The following is a 14,786-nucleotide window of genomic DNA, read 5'->3' as shown; positions in this document are numbered from 1 at the left end:
CCGGGTCGGCGCGGTGTGTGACGGTGGCCTTCGTTGCGCTCGCGCGAAGTGCTAGCGTCGATTCGTGCCGGTCAACAGCTTCTCCGTCGGGCGAAGGCTCGCCGAGGTCGGTGTCTGCGTTGCCAGCCTGGCCGCGAGTATCGCGCTGGCCTGGTGGCAGTGGGAGCAGTTCGCGGCGGCGGGCGGCACTCTGCAGAACCTCGGCTACGTGCTGCAGTGGCCCCTGTTCGGACTCTTCCCCGCTTTCGTCTTCTGGCGTATGCGAGTGTTACGCAAGCGGGCCGCCTGCAACGGCGATGGAGCGGATCGGGTGGCGCCGGGCGCCTCGAACGTGCCCCGGCGCACAGCAGGTTCGGCCGTGGCCGGCCGGCAGGGGGCCGGTGTCGGCAGCGATGGGGGCGAGAGCGATGGGGGCGAGGCCGGGACCGGCGACGGGGCCGATGACGAGCTCGCGGCCTACAACCGGTATCTTGCTGAGCTGAACGCGCGGGACAACCACCGAGGAAGGCCGGCTCACCCGAGATGACAACGCGTACGGAATCGAACGGTTCAGCGTCGCCCACCGTCGAGGGGGGCGCGCTCCGGCGGTTCCGCGCCGCTGCGATCACGACCGGGATCGGGCTGCTCGGGCTGGTCGCCGTCATGATCGTGCGTTACGGCTTCGGCAACGCGACGCCCTCCGCGGTGTGGTCGCCGATCCACGGTGTCATCTACATGGTCTACATGGCCCTGACCATCGATCTCGCTATCAAGGCACGCTGGTCCATCGTCGGCACCCTGCTGGTGCTGCTCGCCGGGTGCGTCCCGATCGTGTCGTTCGTCGCCGAGCATCGCGTTACCAAGCGGGTGCGGGCCGGCCTGCGGATCTGAACCGGTACACCTCGAGGGGGTCGCGACGCGCCCGCGTGCCGGGCTGGTCTGGGGCTGGTCTGGGGTAGGTCTGCAGTTGACCAGCACTGAAGGTACCGCACCGCGAGTGCGGTAACGGTGGCCCGCATGTTCCGGGTCGCACCGTCATGCGCTACGGTCCGTGACTATTCCGGCCGGGCGATGGGGTTCGCTCTTTCCGCGTCGGTACTGACACTCGCCTGCGATTACTTAAAGTAATCGGAAGCGGAAAGTGTTCCGGTAATGAACCGCCGAAAGTGTTGCATTATCCAGGTGTTGATCACTTGCAGTTCCGTAAAACGGGCCAGTGTGACGGGTGAACACCACATCATCGTGCGTAGATTTGCCCGTAACACCCGCCAATTGCGACGCTCAGTATGTACGTCCAGTGTATTATGTCCAGATTTCTAACCCGTACGGGTGACACATCGCCAGGAGCTTGCCGTGTGTTGGTGACGGAATGCGGTAAGTCCATGAGGAGACATGGAAAAAGCTCACCCTTTGGCGTGGGTGAGACGAGAAATTGCAGGTCACCGGAGGAATGCGACTCAGTATGGTGATCACCTGATAGGTGTAAGATTCTCCCGGGGTGCGAGACGTAGTGGTCCGTGGCAGAGCCTGACCCGGATTCCGGAAAGCAGGGTCGAACGCGTTGAACAGGGAGTCACATTCGTGGCCGATACAGGACAAGAGCAAGTTCCTGTCGATAAGCTTCTCGGTCGGCAACCACAACGGTCGGCATCCTGGAGGCACCGGCTGGCCACACTCAGCCAGTGGCGTGACTGGAACCTGCCGGTCAAGCTGGCGGCAGTCACGATCGTGCCCATCCTCATCGCCGCCGTTCTCGGTGTATCGACCCTGAACGGGCAGCTGGACCGGGTCAGCAGCCACGAGCGCACCGACAGCTTGCTCGGCCTCAGTGGTGAGGTGGGCCTGCTGCTCGATCTGGTCCAGCAGGAGCGCACCGAGACCGTGGCCTCGCTGGTCGACGGGATCGAGGGGGGCGAGCTCGATGACGCTCGCGCGGACGTCGACAGCCAGATCGACACCACGAGGCAGGCCGCGGAGCAGGCCGTGCGGTCCGACCGGGGTATGGCGGACGCGGTGAGCGAGACCGAGAACGTCCTCGGCCAGCTCGGACAGCTGCGGGAGGACGCCGACTCGGGACAGTTGGAGCCGGTTCCGGCGATCGACGAGTACTCGGTGATCACCGAGGCGTTGCTCGAGCTCGACGCGGCTGCGGTGTCCAGGATGTCCGAGGAGGCGCTCGGCGGTACGCCGCAGGCGCTGTTGGACCTGCGCGCGGCGCAGGAGGCGACATCGGCACAGCAGTCGCTGGTCGCCTATGGCATCGAACGGGGCATTCTCGCTCCGTCCGAGCTCAGCAGAACCCGCACCGCCGAGGTCAGGATCGAGGACAGGCTCGCCGGTTTCGAGGCGTCCGCCACGCCCGAGCAGCGGCAGCTGTTCGACTCGACGATCAGTGGCCCCAGCTTCGCCACGCGCGAGCGCATGGCCAGTGCCGCATTCGGGGAGCTGGGATCGCCGACGGACATGGCTGTCCAGCAGCTCTCACTGGACGAGTGGACCAGTAGTTCGAGCAGGATCGTCAGCCAGCTCTCCACCGTCGGGGACGAGCTGCACACCGAGGCCACCGACGTCTCGGCGGCACTGCTCGCCGACGCGCGCAAGAGCGTGACGATCCTGTCGGTACTGCTCGGGCTGGCCTTCGCCCTCGCGCTGTTCGTGGTGTTCGTGATCACACGTCACCTGCTTCGCTCGCTGCGAGAGCTGCGGTCCAGCGCGATGCAGGTCGCCGAGGAGCGGCTGCCTGCAGCGGTGCGGGATATCCAGGACGACAGGTCCGGTGCGGTGGACATCGCGCCTGTACCGGTGAGCTCCCGTGACGAGGTGGGCCAGGTCGCGCGCGCGTTCGACGCCGTGCACCACCAGGCACTGCGGCTGGCGTCCGAACAGGCGACGATGCGCAGCGCCTACAACAGCGTCTTCGTGAACCTGTCCCGCCGGAGCCAGAGCCTCGTGCAGCGGCAGCTTCAACTCATCGAGCAGCTGGAGCGCGACGAGGAGGACGCCGACCAGCTCGCCACCCTGTTCCACCTGGATCATCTCGCCACGCGGATGCGCAGGAACAACGAGAACCTCATGGTCCTGTCCGGTTCGGAGAGCGCGCGCCGGTCGGGCAGGCCCGTCAGTACCGCCGACGTGCTGCGCGCAGCCGTCTCGGAGATCGAGCAGTACCAGCGAGTGGTGGTCCCCTCGCCGCCGACGACGAAGATCGTGGGGCACGCGGCGAGTGATCTGATGCGGCTGCTCGCCGAGCTGCTGGAGAACGCGACCGCGTTCTCCCCACCGGAAAGCCAGGTCACGATCGCGACGAGCGTGGCGTCGGACAGTTCGATGACGATGGACGTCCTCGACAGCGGGATCGGCATGAGCGAGGAGGAGGTCGCCGAGGCGAACGCCCGTATGCGGGCCTCGTCCCCTGTGGACCTGGTGTCCTCACGCCGGATGGGCCTGTTCGTGGTGGGGCGCCTCGCGAGCAAGCACGGCTTCAGCGTCACGCTCTACGGGGGTAAGGAGACCGAGGGCGTGCGGGCCTGCGTAACCGTGCCTGCGCAGCTGGTGATCGGTGCCGACGGTGGCCCGCTGACCACCGAGATGCCTGCGATCACCGAAACCGGCCAGCTGCCGCGGCGGCAGCCGGGCGCCAGCGGGGTGCGTACGGCATCCGACGAGGCTCAGCAGGTCAAGGGCGCGGGGCAGCAGGAACCCGTCAACGGCTCGCACCCACCTGCCGCCCAGCAGGGCCTCCAGCAGGCGGCCCAGCAGGGCGGTAACGGCGCGAGCCCGGCCTCGGAGTCCTCGGAGTCCTCGAGCACCGACCTGTTCACCCCGGCAGGCGGTGCGGATGGTTCGGCGAACCAGGCTCCGGACGGCGGTAACGGGGAGTCCGGGGCGCCCCCGGGCTCGCCGCAGTCCAGCGGGCTACCGAAACGCGAGGCACCGGACGCCTCCTCGACGGGTGAGCTTCCCACGGGCGAGGCCCTGTTCGCGCCGGGGACCGCACCGCTGTCCGACTGGTGGTCCTCCGCCGCCGCGGAGCCGGTCGAGCAACAGGAACAAGCACAGTCGGGGAGCAGGCCGGAAACGACGCCGATCTTCGACGAGATGCTGTCGGTATGGTTCCGTACCTCGCTCGGTTCGGGCGCGGACAGCTCGGCCGAGCGGTCCGCGGCCACGTTGAGCACCTGGGACTTCGCGGCCGACAAGAACTGGCAGACGGTCCGGAAGGTGGCCAACTCCGCTCCGGAGGCCTATACCGAGGCCGGGCTCCCCCGCAGGCAACGTGGCGAGCAGCTGCTGCCCGGCAGTGCGACGAGCGAACCCGCGGAGGCCACGCCCAGCAGGTCGGCGCTCGGCCGCGCGGACCTGCCCGCGCGAGACCCGCAGGACGTCCGGGGCAGGCTGAGCAACTTCCAGCGCGGCCTCAGCAAGGGGCGCACCGAGAGCAAGCAGCCGGAGGCCGGATCCGGCGGCCCGGACGAGGGCAGCGTGCCGGAGAGCGCAGGAAGGCACGCGCAGCGAGCCGAATCGCCGGAGGCGTCCGGCTACACCGACACCGGGTTGCCGCGTCGTCGCCGGGGCGAGCAGCTCGTCGCGGGCAGTGTCTCCGGGCAGCAGGCGGCGACGGCGGGAGCACAGCAGCCGGAACGGGACCCGAACGCGATGCGTGGCCGGCTGAGCAGCTTTCAGCAGGGCATCCGCCGGGGCCGCAGCAGCGTGACGCAGCCGGCCGAGGACAGCAGTGACGAGATGCGGGAGATCGGTGCTGGAGGGGAGACCTGATGGCGGCGATGTGGCCCGAACGGCCGCGAGCCTGCGGGTGTCCCGACAGCACAGTGCCTGAAGAGATGGAGGGTGAATGACGTCGCCACAACCCCAGCAGAACCAGTTCGGTTGGCTGGTGAACGATTTCGCGGAGCGAGTGCCCGGGGTCGCGCACGCGGTGGTGGTCTCGGCGGACGGCCTCTTGCTGACCTCGTCGGCGCGCCTTCCGCTGGACCGGGCGGATCAGCTCGCGGCCGTAGCGTCCGGGCTGGTGAGCCTGACCCAGGGTGCCGCCCGGTGCTTCGAGGCGGGCGCGGTCAACGAGACCGTCGTGGAGATGGAGCTCGGCATCATGGTGCTGATGTCCATCAGCGATGGCTCGTGCCTGGCCGTGCTCGCGGCACCGACCTGCGACATCGGCCAGGTGGCTTACGAGATGACCTTGCTGGTCGATCGGGTCGGTCAGATCTTGACTCCCGAACTTCGGGCACAGCTGCAGGGGTCCGGAGGATCCCTGCTCGGAGCATCTACGGGATGACGTGATGACAGCCACACCACAGCAGGGGGCGGGTTCGGGGAAACCGGACCCACGCCGCGGCGGACGCTCACGGCACCGTCCGCGGCATGCTCAGCGTAAGGAGGGTGAGGGGATGTCTGCGCAGTCGCTTTCGCAACGTATGCCGACCCAGGTCATACCCGCGTTACCCGAAAGGGATTCCGCTTCGGCCGACGATGCGGCTATGGTGCGTCCGTACATGCTCACGGGTGGGCGTACGAGGGCGAAGTACCCGCTCGAGCTGGAGACGATGGTCTCGGTCAAGGAGGGGGTGCCGTTCGACGGCACGTGTGACCGGATCGAACACCGCGCGATCGTGGAAGCTTGCCCCGCGCCTCGATCGGTGGCCGAGATCGCGGTGAAGCTCGGGATGCCGCTCGGCGTGGCGCGGGTGTTGGTCAGCGACGCGGCTGACGCAGGGCACGTGACCGTGCACAGGACGATGTCCGGCACAGATGGTGCCGAGGCACACCTGCTGTTGATGGAAAGGGTGTTGAGTGGACTCCGTCGGCTTTAGGAAGGTGTTGAGCGCCTTGCCGAGGTGGTTGGACAGCCGAGCGCACCGCGATACGGTGCGCGGGTGCTTTCTCCCGAGGTCGGATCGTTCCCCGCACGGTCAGGACCGAGAGCCGACCGCCCGTTGTATGGTGAGTACCTCACGGGGATCGTCGTCCGCCGTATTGGGGGTATGCAACGGTGAGTAACCCGGCACGGCAGCTGGCGCAACAGCAGTCCGACTCCTCGACCATGACCTCGGCCAAGATCGTGGTCGCCGGTGGGTTCGGCGCGGGCAAGACGACCTTCGTGGGTTCGGTATCGGAGATCGTGCCGTTGACGACGGAGGCGATGATGACCGATGCCAGTACGGGCATCGACGACCTCGCCGCCACCCCGGACAAGCAGGCGACGACCGTTGCGATGGACTTCGGCAGGGTCTCCCTCGATGAGGACCTCATCCTGTACCTGTTCGGCACACCCGGCCAGCAACGGTTCTGGTTCATGTGGGACGACCTGGTCCGCGGTGCCATCGGTGCGGTGGTGCTCGCCGATACGCGACGGCTGGCCGACTCGTTCGCCCCTGTCGACTTCTTCGAGGATCGCGGGCTGCCTTACGTCGTCGGACTCAACGCCTTCGACGGGGTACTCCGGCACGAGGTCGACGACGTGCGCGAGGCACTCTCGGTCGAGCCCTCGGTTCCGATCATCCGGTGTGACGCGCGTGACCGGGAGTCGACGAAGCAGTCGCTCATCACGCTCGTCGAGTACGCCATGAAGCAGTGGGTCGCCATGAACGAGAGCGGGCACCGGTGAGCACCTCGGGTGAGGCGTGGGTCACGTGTATCGGATGCTTCCAAAATAGTAGGAAGTCCTAGTATTTTGGAAGCATGACCGCAGACCTGCGCCGTCCGGTGAACCCCGTTCGATTCGTCACCGCGTCCAGCCTGTTCGACGGCCACGACGCGTCGATCAACATCATGCGGCGCATATTGCAGTCGCAGGGTGCCGAGGTCGTCCACCTCGGTCACAACCGGTCGGTGGACGAGGTCGTGACCACTGCGATCTCGGAGGACGTGCACGGCATCGCCGTCTCGGCCTACCAGGGTGGCCACGTCGAGTACTTCACCTACCTCGTGGAGTCGCTCCGGGAGCGCGGAGCCGAGCACATCAAGGTATACGGCGGGGGCGGCGGTGTGATCGTCGACGAGGAGATCGAGCTGCTGCATTCCCGGGGCGTCGCGCGGATCTTCTCGCCGGACGACGGCCAGCGGCTCGGGCTGCCAGGCATGATCAACACCATGATCGCGGAGTGCGACCACGACCTGACCGGGACGCCGGTGGGGTCGGCCGAGCGGTTGCTGTCCGGGGACGTACCGACGCTGGCGCGGGTGATCAGCCGCCTGGAAGGTGGTGCGCTGCCGGATGACTGGCGCGCGGCCATCGACGACGGTGCCCGCGCGCGCACGGTCCCGGTGCTGGGTATCACCGGCACGGGAGGCTCAGGCAAGTCCTCGCTCACCGATGAGCTCCTCCGCAGGTTCCGGCTCGATCAGGAGGACAAGCTACGCATCGCGGTGCTGGCGGTGGATCCCTCGCGCAGGCGGGGCGGGGGTGCGTTGCTCGGTGACCGGATCCGCGTGAACTCGCTGGGTTCGTGGTCGGCACCGGGCGCGAGTGGCGCCGACAGCCCGGTGTTCTTCCGCTCCATGGCCACGCGGACGACCAGCGGTGAGATCCCGACGGGGCTGGACGAGTCGATCCGCGCGTGCAAGGCGGCAGGCTACGACCTGGTGATCGTGGAGACCCCGGGTATCGGTCAGGGCGATGCGGGCATCGTCGACCATGTCGATGTGGCGCTGTACGTGATGACCCCGGAGTTCGGCGCCGCATCGCAGCTGGAAAAGATCGACATGCTGGACTTCGCCGACGCCGTGGCCATCAACAAGTTCGAACGGCGCGGCGCCGAGGACGCGCGCCGTGACGTCTCGCGCCAGCTCGTACGCAACCGTGAGGCGTTCGGGGCGTCCCCGGACGACATGCCGGTGTTCGGTACCAGCGCGGCGCGTTTCAACGACGACGGCGTGACCGCGCTGTACCAGCACCTGCGAGACGCGTTGGCCGGGTGGGGGCTGAGCGTGTCGGCCGGCACCCTTCCCGAGGCCACCGGAAAGGTCTCCACGGAGCTGAGCACGGTCATCCCGGCGTCGCGCGCCAGCTACCTCGCCGACATCGCGGCGACGGTCCGCGGGTACCACGAGCGCACTCGCGCGCAGGCCGATGCCGTGCGGTACGTCGACCAGCTCACCGCTGCGCGGGACGCGCTCGCGGCCGACGGCGCCGACACCGGTGCCATCGACCGGCTCATCGACGATGCACGGCAAGGAGTGGCCGAGGAGTCGGAGCGGTTGCTCGCCGAGTGGTCCGAGCGGGCAGCGGCCTACCGCGAGGACGAGCTCGTTGTGCAGATCAGGGACTCCGAGCTGCGCAACGAGCTGTGGCGGGAGACGCTGTCCGGCAGCAGGATCCCGCGTGTGGCGTTGCCCCGCTACCGCGACTCCGGGGACCTGCTGTCCTTCCTGCGCGGGGAGAACCTGCCCGGCTACTTCCCGTTCACGGCGGGAGTGTTCCCGTTCAAACGGGAAGGGGAGGACCCGGCGAGGATGTTCGCGGGGGAAGGCGACCCGTTCCGCACGAACCGCCGGTTCAAGTACCTCTCCGCCGACTCGGAGGCCAAGCGGTTGTCGACCGCGTTCGACTCGGTGACGCTGTACGGTCACGACCCGGGAACCCCACCGGATGTGTACGGCAAGATCGGGACCTCGGGCGTGTCGATCGCGACGCTCGACGACATGAAGGCGCTCTACGACGGGTTCGACCTGACCAGCCCGTCGACCTCGGTGTCGATGACCATCAACGGTCCGGCGCCGACCATCCTGGCGTTCTACCTCAACACCGCGATAGACCAGCGGATCGACGCGTTCCGCGCGGAGCACGGGCGCGAACCCGACGAGGACGAGGCCGCCGAGCTGCGCTCCTTGGCGCTGCGCAGCGTGCGTGGCACGGTGCAAGCCGACATCCTCAAGGAGGACCAGGGCCAGAACACCTGCATCTTCTCCACCGAGTTCTCCCTGCGGATGATGGCCGACATCCAGGAGTGGTTCATCGAGCACGACGTGCGGAACTTCTACTCCGTGTCGATATCCGGGTACCACATCGCCGAGGCGGGAGCCAACCCGATCACGCAGCTGGCGTTCACGCTGGCCAACGGTTTCACCTATGTGGAGTCCTACCTGGCGCGTGGTATGCATATCGACGACTTCGCCCCGAACCTGTCGTACTTCTTCTCCAATGGCATGGACGCCGAGTACACGGTTATCGGCAGGGTCGCCAGGCGGATCTGGGCCGTGGCGATGCGTGAGCGCTACGGCGCCAACGAGCGCTCGCAGAAGTTGAAGTACCACGTGCAGACGTCGGGCAGGTCGCTGCACGCCCAGGAGATGAGCTTCAACGACATCCGCACCACACTCCAGGCGCTGTGCGCGCTCTACGACAACGCGAACTCGCTACACACCAACGCCTTCGACGAAGCGATCACCACCCCGACCGAGAGCTCGGTGCGGCGCGCGATGGCCATCCAGATGATCATCAACAAGGAATGGGGGTTGTCCAAGAACGAGAACCCCCTGCAGGGTGCGTTCGTCATCGACGAGCTGACGGACCTGGTCGAGGAGGCGGTACTCGCGGAGTTCGAGCGCATCTCGGAGCGTGGCGGTGTCCTCGGTGCGATGGAGAACGGCTACCAGCGGGGCAAGATCCAGGACGAGTCGATCCATTACGAACGGCTCAAACACGACGGCGAGTTGCCGATCGTCGGGGTGAACACGTTCCTCAATCCGCATGCCGAGGACGAGGAATCCGCGACGGTCGAGCTCGCGCGCGCGACCGAGGAGGAGAAGCAGTCCCAGCTCCACCGCGTCGCCGAGTTCCAACGGCGCAACTCGGCCGCGGCCGAGCAAGCGCTCAGGGCACTCCGCGAGGCCGCTACCCGGGGGGACAACGTCTTCGACGTGCTGATGGATGCGGCCCGGGTGTGCTCCCTCGAGCAGATCACCGAAGCCTTCTTCGAGGTCGGCGGCCAGTACCGGCGCAACGTCTGAGCCGGTCCGCGGAACCGGATGCCTGGCGCACAGCCGACCCCGGGACGCGTGCCGGTCGGCGCCGGAAACGGGCTCCGCGGACTCGCGGTCAGGGGCGGTCCCGACCCGGCGTCCTGCTCACCCTGCCGTGCCGGAGCGGTCCGGACTTCTCCGCGGCCGCGTCCGGCGAGACGGCCGAGCCCGCACGGGTATCGGTGGGACGCTCGGAGTGAGCCGACGGGTTACCTCCGGACGTCTCGCCCCCCTGTGCGAGCTGCTCGAGCCGAGCCCGCAGCAGCTCGAGCACCGGGACGCGATTGGCGTGCGCGTGCTCGTGCGCGAGCAGCGTGTTCAGCTCGTCGCGCTCCAGCGCCCGGATCCGGTGCTGCACGCTGGTCAGCGGTAGCTCGTCGAAGTCGGGAATGGGCAGTCGGTCCTCACGTCGTGTCACGGAAGTTTCCTTTCATCGTCAGCGGAACAGCGCAGCCAGCTCGTGCGGTAGCTGGTCGACCGTGTCGGTGAGCTCGCCCTCGGGTGCCGAGTCGCGCAGCGTACGAAGTACGGCGCTCACCTGTTTCTCGACCTCGTACGGATCGACGCTCGGGATGAACCCGGCTACCTTGTCCAGGAACGCGCTCTTGTCGAACGCTGTCGCATGGCCGTGTTCCCCGGCGAGCTCGGCGTGCAGCTCGGGGGGAAGCCAGGCGGCGAGCTTCTTCGCCTGACCTCCCGATACGGACTGCCCGAGTACGGTCATGACCGCGCGGCTGAGTTGGTGACTCTCGCCGTAGCTCTCGAGCTTCGCGCGATCTTGTACATTCCGGATGAACTCGTGCATCTGCGTGCTGTGCTCGGTCGTCGCGTTCACGGGTAGTCCTCCACTGTTCCGTCTTGCGCCTCGCGTTCGGGTGCCCGCGACAACCGGGTGGTGAGGTCGCGGAAGGGTCGGGTGCGCCCCCGGTGTGGTGATGTCGTCGTCAGGTCTGCTCGGGACGTTGTGGCACGGCGTCCTCGACGTGCTTGGCGCTGTGGTAAGTGCCGTCCGGAAGTGCGCGCACCGCGCGTTCCGTTCGCGCATCGGGCTCGCGCTCGACGACGTAGTCGAGGATGTCCTCCTTGGTGGCCGGGTACTCCAGTCCCTGAAGGGCCTTGCGTACCCGCCTGATGTCGGCGTCCGTCATGGCGGTACGTCCTCCCTCATTCCGGCGTCGTCGTGAAGCGCAGCAGCGCGCCGAGCCCGTCGTCGAGCTCGACCGTGCCCTCCTCGACCAGCACCAGATCGGCGCGAGTGCAGGCCGCGGCACGCAGGATGGCCTCCTGCGCGGGCACGTGCGCGACCCATGCGGCACCGAGTGCTGTCAGCGTCGTCTCGTCCGTCGCCACCTGGTTGGGTTCCGGCCCGATGGCCAGGACGCCGTCCGCTCCCGAGTCACCGGTGTCGCGAGACCACAGCAGGGTGCTGACCTGGTCGTGCAACAGTGCGTCGACCGTGCCTTTCCAGCCCTCTGTTGCGTGCGCGCGGTTGCCGCGTGCCCGCTCGAACTCGCCGACGGCCTCCTCGACCCGGGACCGCAGGGCCGTCGCGACCGCCTCGCCGACCTCCCGGTGGAGCGACTCGTCCACGGCGTGCCTGCCCCGGTGGCTCGCGCCGGTTTCGATCACCAGCTCCCGCACCCCCTTGCGGAGGCGGTCCTGCACCAGCTTGCGTTGTTCGACGTCGCCACCGAGCACGATCACCTCGGCAGCGTGTTCGCGCACCTGGCGGGTGAGCTCCTCGGCGATCCTGCCCGCGTTGGCCTTCCATCGCTCCTCGACGCGCTGATGGTGGTGCTTCTCGTCGCCCTCTCCCGCGGCGTGGCTCTTGTGGTGCGGGTCGTCGTCCCCCTCGACCGTGACGTGACCGGCGTGACCGAGCGAGTCGACGACCGTGATGTCGGCGCCGATCCGGTCCACCATGGCCAGAGCATGCGGTATGCGGGTCCGCCGCATGCGCAGGTAAGGCATGAGCTGGGGAACTTGCTCGAAGGCGACCCCGGCGTCGTCGGCGAACTGCTCGGGTGGTTCGTCGAGCTCGTCGTGGAACACCACGGCGCCCCCGCTGGCGACCAGCACCCGGCCGCGGCAGCCGGGGCGAGTCCCGTGCAGCGCGATGTTCGACTCGAGCGCGTCGAGGGTCCGCTCGTCCGCGCCTTGCCTGCTCAGCCGCTCCCGTGCCGAGCGCCATCGCAGTTCCATCGCCTTCGCGGCGTCCTCCGAGCCGGCCGAGGTGTCCAGGTAGACCGTGGCGAACGGGCCGTCGTGGCGGTAGACATCCTGGAGGAACGCGAGCTTCATGACTGTGACCTCCGATCCTGGCGAGGCGGTCGTGCGGGCTCATGCACTCCGTGCCTGCTTCCCGTGGGCGCCCTCCGCCACTTCCTCGACCAGCTTGGCGCAGAACGCGGGCAGGTCATCGGGCTTGCGGCTGGTGACCAACCCGGAGTCCACGACGATCTCGTCGTCGGACCACCGGGCGCCCGCGTTGCGTAGGTCCGTCGCCAGGCTCGGGTAAGAGGTCAGCCTGCGATCGGCGACCACGCCGGCCTCGATGAGCAGCCACGGGGCGTGGCAGATGGCCGCGACCGGCTTGTGGTGGGCCACGAAGTCGTGCGCGAGCCGGACCGCGTGCGGGTTCAGCCGGAGTGCGTCCGGGTTGGCTACACCTCCCGGCAACACGAGTCCGCCGTAGTCTTCCGGCCGAGCCTGGTCGACGAGCCGGTCGGCATCGAACGTGCCGGCCTTGTCGAGGTGATGAAACGCCTGCACGGTGCCACGCCGGGTGGAGATCAGCTCCGGTGTGCCGCCCGCTCGCCGGACAGCGTCCCACGGGCTGGTCAGCTCGACCTGCTCCACGCCTTCGTGCGCGACGAGGAAGGCCACCTTCGTGCCGGACAAGCTCGTGCTCATCGGAACACGCTCCTACCAACCGCATCGCGAGCCACCGGGACCACACGGCCGCGGACGGCCCGGTCACCCACGCTCGATGGGTCCCGGCCGCGGTGAGCCCGCGTTCGCCTGTCCCGGCGTCGCGGGCTGCCGGTCCGCGCGGGCCCCCATGGACTCTCGGGTACTCCGTTACCTGTGTATTGATACCCGTCGCGCGGCTGCCCGAAACGTGGCGCGGCCACCCGACCGGGTCACGCGACGTTCGGTGCGGAGGAGGCCTGCGCCGGTGTCCCCGGCACGGGGCGGTCTACGAGCCGACCGTCAGGTCGCAGACCTTCCACTCGTCGTCCTCGACGATCATCTCCAGTCGCAGGGCCTGCTCCTCGGGCATGATTCCCTCCCACTCCGCGGGGATCTCGTCGAAGCTGGCTGTCACGTCGGCCGTCGCCGTGTCCTCGTTCTCGGTCACCGCGTCGAGGCTGACCGTGACCTGGAACTCCGGCTCCTGGCCGTCGTCGACCTCGCCGACGAACTCGCGGGCCTTGTCCCGCGCCTCCTCGCACAGTACGGCGATCATCCCGTCGGTGTCCTGCTCGTTCATCGCGGTGACCGCTTGCTGTGCGGTGGTTTCCGGGTCCCCGGGTCCGTCACCGAGCAGTACGACGAGCAGCACCGCGACGCCTGCGAGGACGACGAGCGCGGTTGCCCCACCCAGAACCCAGGCCAGGCGCCCTCCCCGCGGACGGGGAACCGGCTGCTCGCCTGCAGGGAGGTCGTCACCGGCTGCCCCGGACCGCCCGTTCCCGGTGTCGTTCCCGGACGATCGCTGCTGCGACACGTCCGGGTCCCGGGGTTCGTCCGGGTCCTGGGATCCTGGTGGCTGGGACATCTACGCTCCTGCCCTCGCAGCGTGGTCCCCGGCCGGTCCGGAGACGCTGAGTGGTTCGTGTGGCGAGAAGTCTAACCGGCGGTCCCGGCCTCGCGGATCCCGCAGGGCCACCGGTGCCGGTTCCACCGGACGGCGATCCGTGCCGGGACAGCGAGCACGCACGGAACAATCGGGAATGCGGAACGGTTCTACAGCGACATGAAGTTCGGTGTCGCTACATTCGTGACGGACAACGGTATCCGCCCGGGCTCGCTGGGCCGCGCGCTCGAGGACCGCGGCTTCGACTCGTTGTTCCTGGCCGAGCATTCCTACATACCGGCGAGCAGGGAGTCCCCTTACCCGGGTGGGGGTGAGATGCCGTGGATGTACTACCGCACGTTGGACCCGTTCGTCGCGCTGAGCGCTGCCGCGTCGACCACCAGGAACCTGCTGGTCGGTACCGGGATCGCACTGCTGGCCCAACGGGACCCGCTGCATACCGCCAAGGAGGTCGCCAGCCTGGACCTGGTCTCGGAGGGTCGGGCGGTGTTCGGGGTCGGTGCCGGGTGGAACCGCGAGGAGATGCGTAACCACGGGACGGACCCGAGCACGCGCGGGGCGCTGCTGAACGAGCAGCTCGCCGCGGTGACACGACTGTGGACGGAGGAAGAAGCCGAGTTCCACGGCAAGTTCGTCGACTTCGAGCGAGTCCATGCGCGGCCGAAGCCGGTTCAGCGCCCGCACCCGCCGATCTACATAGGAGGCGAGAGCGCTGCGGCGTTGCGGCGGCTCGACGAGCACGGCAACGGCTGGTTGCCCCGTCCGGACATCGCGCCGGAGGAGATCGCCCGGGTACGAGCGTCCTTCTCCGCGCAGGGCCGTGAGCTGCCCGTCACGATCTTCGGGGCCGGGACGGACGAGGAGCTGCTCGCGCGATGGGCCGAGGCCGGCGTGGACCGGGTCGCTTTCCTCCTGCGTACCCGCCAGGAGGGCGAGACCCTCACCGAGCTCGACGGGCTCGCCGAGATCGCGGCACGGTTCCGGTGACCGAGCCGGGTGAGCGCGG

14 protein-coding genes are annotated in these 14,786 nt (G+C 68.3%); 8 read left to right on the top strand and 6 right to left on the bottom strand.

From position 1 onward, the window contains the following. Nucleotides 1-64 precede the first annotated feature (64 nt). From H0B56_RS05110 to icmF, 7 genes are all read left to right on the top strand, one after another. On the top strand, nt 65-526 hold the full coding sequence (locus H0B56_RS05110; protein WP_180891788.1) for a transcriptional regulator: 462 nt from the start codon (nt 65-67) through the stop codon (nt 524-526). After that, nucleotides 523-870 carry a DUF3817 domain-containing protein gene (locus tag H0B56_RS05105; protein WP_180891787.1) on the top strand — a complete coding sequence of 116 codons (348 nt, stop codon included), beginning with the start codon at nt 523-525 and terminating at the stop codon, nt 868-870. The genes H0B56_RS05110 and H0B56_RS05105 overlap by 4 nt, the downstream gene beginning before the upstream one ends. A gap of 690 nt (nt 871-1,560) precedes the next feature. Then, nucleotides 1,561-4,755: a nitrate- and nitrite sensing domain-containing protein gene (locus H0B56_RS05100; RefSeq protein ID WP_343063759.1), complete on the top strand. Its 3,195-nt coding sequence runs from the start codon at nt 1,561-1,563 to the stop codon at nt 4,753-4,755. 76 nt (nt 4,756-4,831) lie between these two features. After that, nucleotides 4,832-5,275, top strand: coding sequence for a roadblock/LC7 domain-containing protein (locus tag H0B56_RS05095; RefSeq protein WP_089300031.1), 444 nt, complete (start codon nt 4,832-4,834; stop codon nt 5,273-5,275). 202 nt (nt 5,276-5,477) lie between these two features. Then, nucleotides 5,478-5,810 carry a DUF742 domain-containing protein gene (locus tag H0B56_RS05090; protein WP_246360902.1) on the top strand — a complete coding sequence of 111 codons (333 nt, stop codon included), beginning with the start codon at nt 5,478-5,480 and terminating at the stop codon, nt 5,808-5,810. Between the two features lie 230 nt (nt 5,811-6,040). Continuing rightward, complete coding sequence (locus tag H0B56_RS05085; RefSeq protein WP_180892337.1) at nt 6,041-6,604, top strand: GTP-binding protein; 564 nt, start codon at nt 6,041-6,043, stop codon at nt 6,602-6,604. 74 nt (nt 6,605-6,678) lie between these two features. After that, a complete protein-coding gene (icmF, locus tag H0B56_RS05080; RefSeq protein ID WP_180891784.1) occupies nt 6,679-9,948 on the top strand; it encodes a fused isobutyryl-CoA mutase/GTPase IcmF in 3,270 nt (1,089 codons plus the stop codon). Nucleotides 9,949-10,036: 88 nt separating this feature from the next. Here icmF and H0B56_RS05075 read toward each other — a convergent pair whose 3' ends face one another. The 6 genes from H0B56_RS05075 to H0B56_RS05050 form a co-directional block, all read right to left on the bottom strand. Beyond that, nucleotides 10,037-10,378: a DUF8129 domain-containing protein gene (locus H0B56_RS05075; protein WP_180891783.1), complete on the bottom strand. Its 342-nt coding sequence runs from the start codon at nt 10,376-10,378 to the stop codon at nt 10,037-10,039. 18 nt (nt 10,379-10,396) lie between these two features. Next, the gene (locus H0B56_RS05070; protein WP_343063758.1) at nt 10,397-10,795 is read right to left on the bottom strand and encodes a DUF2267 domain-containing protein; all 399 of its coding nucleotides are present in this window, start codon (nt 10,793-10,795) and stop codon (nt 10,397-10,399) included. Nucleotides 10,796-10,904: 109 nt separating this feature from the next. Next, complete coding sequence (locus H0B56_RS05065; protein WP_180891782.1) at nt 10,905-11,108, bottom strand: DUF2795 domain-containing protein; 204 nt, start codon at nt 11,106-11,108, stop codon at nt 10,905-10,907. A 16-nt stretch (nt 11,109-11,124) separates the two neighbouring features. Then, entirely contained in the window at nt 11,125-12,261 is a 1,137-nt protein-coding gene (locus H0B56_RS05060) for a baeRF2 domain-containing protein (RefSeq protein ID WP_180891781.1), read from the bottom strand. A 39-nt stretch (nt 12,262-12,300) separates the two neighbouring features. After that, nucleotides 12,301-12,873 carry a type 1 glutamine amidotransferase domain-containing protein gene (locus tag H0B56_RS05055; RefSeq protein ID WP_180891780.1) on the bottom strand — a complete coding sequence of 191 codons (573 nt, stop codon included), beginning with the start codon at nt 12,871-12,873 and terminating at the stop codon, nt 12,301-12,303. A 286-nt stretch (nt 12,874-13,159) separates the two neighbouring features. Continuing rightward, nucleotides 13,160-13,741 (bottom strand): Rv0361 family membrane protein, encoded by a 582-nt coding sequence (locus H0B56_RS05050; protein ID WP_180891779.1) that lies wholly within the window; start codon nt 13,739-13,741, stop codon nt 13,160-13,162. A gap of 198 nt (nt 13,742-13,939) precedes the next feature. Between H0B56_RS05050 and H0B56_RS05045 the strand changes: the two genes are divergently transcribed. Next, nucleotides 13,940-14,767 carry an LLM class F420-dependent oxidoreductase gene (locus tag H0B56_RS05045; protein ID WP_180891778.1) on the top strand — a complete coding sequence of 276 codons (828 nt, stop codon included), beginning with the start codon at nt 13,940-13,942 and terminating at the stop codon, nt 14,765-14,767. The last annotated feature ends 19 nt before the right edge of the window (nt 14,768-14,786 follow it).

Source organism: Haloechinothrix aidingensis, assembly GCF_013450155.1.
Lineage (GTDB): Bacteria > Actinomycetota > Actinomycetes > Mycobacteriales > Pseudonocardiaceae > Haloechinothrix > Haloechinothrix aidingensis.
This window is presented reverse-complemented; position numbering and strand designations above follow the sequence as displayed.